Consider the following 7,155-nt stretch of genomic DNA (forward strand, 5'->3'; position numbering starts at 1 on the left):
ACCGCCGCCAGTTATGCCGGGCAAAGTGCGCTGCGCAATGGTTACGTGGTCGATGCCGCCAATACGCTCGTCACCACTTGCGGCACACTGGCCACCGCTGCCAGCGGTTTGCGCAGTTTCACTGTCGATGCCACGCAATCAAGCGCAGTCAAGGTCGCTGCCAGTCGTACGGTCACCAGCAGTTTTGCTGGCGGTGTGCAGGCGTTGTTCAGCGCCACGCCGGTCAGCCTCAATACCACACTCAATGCTTCGGCAGTCGCGGCCAAACCGCAGCCGACCGTCGCCCAACTGAATATTCGCAGCACCCTCGCCAGCATCGACACGGCGCAATCGAACATCCTCAATCCGCTGTTTTCCGGGTTGCTCGGCGGCAACGTCAACCTCACGGCGGTGGGCTGGGACGGCTTGCTGCACACCGATATCAACCTGCTCAAATACCTCGATCAACTGGCCATCGACCTCAACGTCGGTGCTGGCAATTACACGCAGTTGCTCAATACCCAAGCGACGGTGACGCAGTTGATCCAGGCCGCCGCGACAGTGGTGCAACTCAACGGTGCGACCGCGCAAGTGGTCACCGCGCTGGGCCAGTTGCAGGCCGCCGCCATCAATGCGGCGCCGGTCAGACTCGGCGAGATCCTGCAGCTGCAAACCGGCACCACGGCGGCGGGGCTGGATGCCAATCTGCAATTGCTGCAATTGGTGCAGGGCGTAGTGCAACTGGCCAACAGCAAAAGCGCGGTGGCGGCGACCTTGCCGGTCAATGTGCTGGGGCTGGCCGGTGTCACCGTACGGGTAAAGGTGATCGAACCGCCGCAGTTCTCGGCGATTGGTGATCCGGCGCGGGCCAAGGCCGATCCGTTGGGACCGGACCGGATTTATGTGCGCACTGCGCAGGTGCGCACGCTGTTGTCGGTGAATCTGCCGGTGCTCTCGGGGGTGACGGGTCTGACCAATGCGGTGCTGGGCCTGGTCGGTACGCTGACGCCGACGCTCAATGCGCTGTTGAGCCTGAATCTGGTGGACACAATCAATTCAGTGTTCTGCCTGTTGGGCGCCGGCTGCCAACAGCTCGATCCGAAGCTGCTGCCCTCACCGCAAATCGACATCGCGCTGGATGCCGGCGGGGCGAAAAGCTATGTCACCGATTACCGCTGCCCGACCGACGACAGCGGCAGCAAAAGCCTGACCGCCACCACCACGACCTCTCTCGCTGATCTCAAGCTCGGCAAGATCGATCCCGTCGCGGCGTTTTCCTCAGTCGCCGAACCAACGGTGGCGCCGTTGCCGCTGGTCGATCTCGGCATCATCACCTGCCACAGGATTCTCGGCATCGGCAGTTGCGATGCCGCCTCCCACGTGCAATACGGCGCGGGCGGCATCGCCCTCAAACTCGACACCAGCGTCGCGCAGACCACGCAGAATCTGCTGTTCTCCAGCACCACACCCTTCGCCACCCCGGCCAATCTGAAACTGCCGCCCAGCGTGCTACCGGCCGCGCCGACCAGTAACATCGTCGGCAGCCTGGCGAACACCCTGTCGGGCATCAACCTGATCGTCTACAAACCCGTGGGCAGCAACCCGCTGGGCGCTGTCGTCACCGGTGTGGCTTCGTTGATCAGCGACGTCAGCAACCGCTTGTTGCCAGTGGTCACCGGTTTGATCAGCCCATTGCTCGATCCGATGTTGAACAATTTGCTCAAAGGCTTGGGCATCAACCTGATGAATACAGAGGTGGGCGCCAACATGACCTGCGGGCAGACCGGCAAGGCCTATCTGGTGATCTGATCGTCGCTGGCGATCGGCAATTCGATGCAGAACCGTGCGCCCTCCGTGGAGTTGCGCACGCTCAATTGCCCGCCCATGTTGGCGATGATGCCGTAGCTCACCGACAGGCCCAGACCGGTGCCGACGCCAATCGGCTTGGTGGTGAAGAACGGCTCGAAGATCCGCTCCAGCAAACGCGGATCGATACCGCCGCCATTGTCCTCGACCCACAGCCGCACGCTTTTCTCGTCACGCTCGGTGTAGATCGAAATCCACGGCTTGAACGTTGAGTCGCCCTCGCGTTTGCCGAGCAGGGCGTCGCGGGCGTTGACCATCAGATTGATCAGCACCTGCTCCAACTGATCGGCGTAGCCGCGCACCTGCGCCTCGAAACCGGTCTCACTGATGCGCAGATCGACACCTTTGCCGCGCATGCCTTCGGCCAGCAGCGACAGGGTGCCTTCGATGGCTTGGGCCGGGTTGAACAACTGGCGTTCGATTTCCGAGCGCCGGCCGAACACGCGCATGTGGTCGACCACCTTAGCCGCGCGCTGCACCTGAGCGTCGATGCGGTTGAGTTTGTCGGTCAGGTAATCGACCTGCACATCACCGTTGCCGAGGCGCTTGAGCACGTTGACGATGGCCATGCGCATGACGTTCAGCGGTTGATTGATCTCGTGGGCAAGGCCGGTGGCCATTTCGCCGAGGGTGGCCATTTTCGCGCTTTGCGTGAGTTGTTGTTGCGAGCGCCGCACCTCGGTGTTGTCGCGGCCCACCGCTTGCACTTCGATCAACTGGCCGCGCTCGTCGAACACGCCGCGATCCGACCACACCCACCAGGCGTGTTCGCGTCCGGGCAATTGCAGGCTGATTTCCGCTGTACTCACTGGCTGTTGCGGCGTCAGTTGGCTCAAGCGTTGAACGAACGCTGCGCGCTGTTCATCGGACATCCAGCCACCCAGATCAACCCCGGGCAGTTGTTCCGGGGTGCATTCCAGATAAGTCGCCAACGGTCGGTTGCCAAAGATCAGCGTCAGGTCCGGGCGATAACGGCAGATCATCGCCGGCGAGTCCTCGACCAGAATCCGATAGCGCTCTTCGCTTTGCCGCACCTGCTCGGCGGCAAGCGTCGCGTCGGTGACGTCCAGCCACAGGCCCACCGCCTCGACCGGCAACCCGAGATCATTGCGCAGCAGTTTTGCCTCATCGAGCAGCCAGTGGTACTCGCCACGGTTGTCGCGCAGGCGATAACGCGCACGCACCGAACCTTCGCGCAGCAACTGGCGGTTGCGCTGGAAATACAGTTCGCGGTCGTCGGGGTGCACGCGCTCGACCAGTGTTGCTGCATCGCAATCTTCCAGCGTCCAGCCCAGCAAGGGTTGCAGGCTGGCGCTGAAAAAAGCCGGGATCAACGCGCCTTCTGCGTAGCGCTGCACGTAGATCACTGCCGGCGAACTGGCAATCAGATTGTCCAGCCGCGCATGGGCGGCAGCGGCGCGCTGTTGTTGATTCTGGATGTCGCTGATGTCGAGCATGAACCCGACCAGACGCCGATGCTCACCGGTGCCGCTGACCTGGCCCTGAATCCGGTACCACGTCGCTGCTGCGCCGGCCTCCGCGCGGTGCAGACGCACGCTCAGGGTCAGCGCTTCTCCTTGCAGTTGCAGGGCGCGCAAACGGCTGCGCAACTCGGCGCGATCGGCGGGATGAAACAGCGACAGCCAGTCTTCTACCGGCTGCAGGCGATCACTGAGATTCAGTGCCGAGGCCAGCGTCGGCGCCAGTGCAACTTGCTCTTCGGCAGTGATTTCCCACCAGCCGGTGCCGAGCAGGTTTTGCAGCGAGTCCAGGCGCTCCATCGATTGCACATGGCGCTGCTCGCGCAAGCGGCTGAGCAGCGGCCCGGCCAGCGCGCCGGCCAGGGTCAGCCAGTCGCGATCAGTCAGCCATGGCGCCACGTTGTCGACCGTATAAAACCCGCAGAGCAGCCACGCGACCACGCCCTGGTCATTGCTGTAGGGCACGGCGAAACCGTTGGCGTTGCCGAACGTGGCCTGCAATCGCGAATGTTCATAGCGGCCCTGCGGGCCGGCGAGGCGTTGCGGTGCGCTGCCGTTGAGGCTGTCCAGCGGCGTGCCCAGCGGCTGACCGTCCTCCCACAATTGCGGGGCATCGTGGCCGCGAAACTGTTGATGAATCTGCCAGCCCTGGGCCTGTTCATCCAGCAACGCCACGGCCAGGCAGGGGATGTGCCAGCGCTGGGCGATGGCCTGCAATTGTTCGCCAAGCACCGTCGGCAGACGCGTCAGGCTGCACGTGCGCAGACGATCACTGACCTGCGCGGCGAGGGTCTGGCAGGCGTCGCGATCGCGCGCTTGCTGACGTTCGAGCAACAGGTCGGCGATGTCGAGCATCTGCAATCGCCAGCCATCCTCCAGCGGCTGCACCCAGCCGCGCAGGTGCAGGGGCTGACCATTGAGCCCGGAAAAGTCGAGATCGAGGAGTTGCCCCTGCCAGTCTCTGGGCTGACCTTCGATAGTCAGCAGACTGTGCGGCAGCAGGTAGGCGCTGAGCGGCAGCGGCTGACCCTGAGGTTTGTGCTGGGCGAGCAAATGCCGCAGCGGGCCGGCGATCTGCAACACATCGCCGTTGCCATCCAGATAAAAATGCAGGCCGATCGGCGGCGCGCCGAGATGGTCCGGCAAGTCGTGAGCTGCGGTGGGCGCGCGCATGAGCAAGCGCCCGAAAAACTTATCGCCGGCGGTCAAAATTGCAGGCTCGAGCGGGCGGTCAGGTGCGTCGGCAGATTGGGCACCGTGCCGATCCCGGGCAGCACCAGAAACGGCATGATCTGATTGAGCTTGCTTACCGGGTAATTGACGCTGACGGTCAGGGTGCCAGTCCCCGCGTCGTACGCCGCACTGGTGTCGGTGCCGACCACCAGATTCAAGGCCGAGGGCAGCCATTGCAGTTGTTGGGTCAGCGCGGCATTGGCGGTGTTGACCACCACCGTCGAATAGTTCGGCGTGGTCGGGTCGACCGCAACGCTGCGGCGCACCGCCTCGGCAGTGGCCTGGTTGAACGATTGCATCATCACGAAGGGCAGGCCGTAGCTGACCAGCCCGTAAAACACTGCAAAAAAGATGATGAACACCAAGGCGAATTCGATCGCCACCGCACCTTTTTGCGACCTGCGAAAGCCGTTTTTCATGCGTGCGTCTACCCTGACAGTCACTGCGTAGTATCAGCATAGAATCAATCAGGCAAAACGGACGGCTTTCGGCGGATGCAGATTTCCCTTGTTCTGATCTGGCTGGCGATCTGCGCCGCCCAAGATGCCCGGCAGCGGCGAATTTCCAACGTGTTGACCTTGGGCGTAGGTGCGCTGGCGTTGGTCTGGTTGTTGGCGACTGGCACTACTTGGCTGGGCGCCGACGCGGGGCAGGGCGGCTGGGCCTGCCTGATCGCTCTGCTGCTGACGCTGCCGGGTTATTTCTTGGGCCGCATGGGCGCCGGCGATGTGAAATTAATGACAGCCCTGGGTCTTGCGACGAACGGCATATTCGTTCTTGGCGCGTTTATCGGCGCGGGCGTGGCCAGCGTGCTGTGGCTGCTGCTCGCGCCAAAAGTCTGGCCTCATATGGCTCAAGGAGTTAGAGAGCATGTGCGTCATCTGGCCCCGGACAAGTCAAAAAAGCTGCCATTTGCGCCGTTCGTGTGGGTAGGGGTAGTACTTTCGCTGTACTGGATCACCTGATCGCGGGGTGCCACTAGTCCTATGTACATAGTCGGAAAGTGGGTCTACTTTCAATTCAGGCGAATACGCCACCAAAGTGCAGGAATCGTCAGCGTTGGCCGAGCAAATGGAGTGGTTCGTGAACAAGCCTAATTCGGTAAAAATCCTCGTGGTCGATGATCAGCCGCTGATCGTCGAAGAACTCTGTGAGTTTCTCGAGAGCAGTGGCTATCGTTGCGTGCCGTGCGACTCGAGTCTTGAAGCCATCGAGCTGTTCAGGGCGGACCCGGACATCGGTCTGGTGCTGAGTGATTTGCACATGCCGGACATGGACGGCATCGAGTTGATCCAGGCGTTGCAGCGGCTGGCCGGCAAGCAGCGGGTGTTCGAGGCGATCATGCTCACCGGCCGCGCCGACAAGCAGGATGTGATCAAGGCGTTGCGCGCGGGGATTGCCGATTACTATCAGAAGCCGATCGATCTGGCAGAGTTGCTTGAGGGTGTGCAGCGCCAGGAGCTGGCTTTGCAGGAACGGCAGAAGAATCTGCATCTGGGGCATTTGAATCAGAAGTTGCAGTTTTTGTCCGAGTCGATTGATGACCTTTATCAGGATCTGGACAAGGTGCGGCGCTCGCCCGTGCCGGTGGTGAGTGATGGTGAGCCTGAGTCCGTGGAGATGCCGGCGGTGTTCAGTCAATTGTCGCCCCGGCAGTTGGACGTGGCGCGGTTGGTGGGCAAGGGGCAGACCAATTATCAGATTGCCTGTGAGTTGGGGATTACCGAGAACACGGTGAAGTTGTATGTGTCGCAGGTGTTGCGGTTGACGCATATGCATAATCGGACGCAGTTGGCTTTGGCGCTTTCTCCTGGTAGTTCGGCGGGGCGGCAGCGGGTTACGGCGCATTGACTTGGCGGCCTTTGGGCCGACCATGCTTTGGTGTTGAGTGGTGCGGCTTCGCCGCGGGCAGCTGCGCTGCTTTTGCTTTCTGCGGGAGCGAGCCTGCTCGCGAAGGCGGCCTGACAGCCGACCTGGTTTTGAGTCTTACGCGATCCAACTGTAGGAGCTGCCGAAGGCTGCGATCTTTTGATCTCTGCTTTTGCTGTTCTGTAGGAGTGAGCCTGCTCGCGAAGGCGGCCTGGCAGCCGACCTGTTTTTGAGTCTTACGCGATCTAACTGTAGGAGCTGCCGAAGGCTGCGATCTTTTGATTTTGCTTTTGCTTTGCTTTTGCTGTTCTGTGGGAGCGAGCCTGCTCGCAATGAGGCCAGTGGGTCCGCCGATAACTCGAAGTCGTTTAAATCTGACGCGAGATAACCAGAACCTTCCCACAAGGTTTTCAGGTTGTCCGTCGGACGTCGGGTCACTAGTCTCTGGCTGTCGTCGAACCTTCGGCGATCGGGTGTGAGAACCCTGCTACTTATGGTCATCCAGTATCTGTGCACGCATAATCGCCGCCAGCTTGTCCGCTGTCTGCAATGTGTCATGGCGGCTGTGTGCGGGCAGACTTCGGTCTGGCCGGGTGTCCATAACCGGTATTCTCACCCCGCATACAGTTGCCACCTTTTGCCCCGTGAGAATGGCATTGGGTCGCACCGCAGATTTTGGAGAGCCGTTTCAATGGACAAACTGATCCCAGACCCACCCCCATCCCCC

The 7,155-nt window shown here is 61.5% G+C and carries 5 protein-coding genes; 3 read left to right on the plus strand and 2 right to left on the minus strand.

The features are described from left to right. A partial coding sequence (locus D8U60_RS20145) for a hypothetical protein (protein ID WP_177435484.1) occupies positions 1 to 1,788 on the plus strand: 1,788 nt, incomplete at its 5' end. Here the strand turns inward: D8U60_RS20145 and D8U60_RS20150 are convergent. Beyond that, on the minus strand, positions 1,773 to 4,535 hold the full coding sequence (locus D8U60_RS20150) for an ATP-binding protein (protein WP_130900763.1): 2,763 nt from the start codon (positions 4,533 to 4,535) through the stop codon (positions 1,773 to 1,775). The two genes, D8U60_RS20145 and D8U60_RS20150, sit on opposite strands and share 16 nt — an antisense overlap. Continuing rightward, on the minus strand, positions 4,532 to 4,978 hold the full coding sequence (locus D8U60_RS20155; RefSeq protein WP_024011435.1) for a TadE/TadG family type IV pilus assembly protein: 447 nt from the start codon (positions 4,976 to 4,978) through the stop codon (positions 4,532 to 4,534). Before D8U60_RS20155 ends, D8U60_RS20150 begins: the two co-directional genes overlap by 4 nt. A gap of 75 nt (positions 4,979 to 5,053) precedes the next feature. Here D8U60_RS20155 and D8U60_RS20160 point away from each other — a divergent pair, with 75 nt between their 5' ends. Together D8U60_RS20160 and D8U60_RS20165 are read left to right on the plus strand one after the other, a co-directional pair. Further along, positions 5,054 to 5,524, plus strand: coding sequence for a prepilin peptidase (locus D8U60_RS20160; RefSeq protein WP_130900764.1), 471 nt, complete (start codon positions 5,054 to 5,056; stop codon positions 5,522 to 5,524). A gap of 118 nt (positions 5,525 to 5,642) precedes the next feature. Continuing rightward, the gene (locus D8U60_RS20165) at positions 5,643 to 6,410 is read left to right on the plus strand and encodes a response regulator transcription factor (protein WP_110603622.1); all 768 of its coding nucleotides are present in this window, start codon (positions 5,643 to 5,645) and stop codon (positions 6,408 to 6,410) included. Positions 6,411 to 7,155 lie beyond the last annotated feature (745 nt).

Origin of the sequence: Pseudomonas sp. Sample_11 (genome assembly GCF_004307505.1) — a bacterium.
Classification (GTDB): domain Bacteria; phylum Pseudomonadota; class Gammaproteobacteria; order Pseudomonadales; family Pseudomonadaceae; genus Aquipseudomonas; species Aquipseudomonas atacamensis.

What these genes read in the sequence shown, in the direction of transcription:
- D8U60_RS20155 (WP_024011435.1), bottom strand. Translation starts at nt 4,978, where the DNA reads ATGAAAAACGGCTTTCGCAGGTCGCAAAAAGGTGCGGTGGCGATCGAA.
- D8U60_RS20160 (WP_130900764.1), top strand. Translation starts at nt 5,054, where the DNA reads ATGCAGATTTCCCTTGTTCTGATCTGGCTGGCGATCTGCGCCGCCCAA.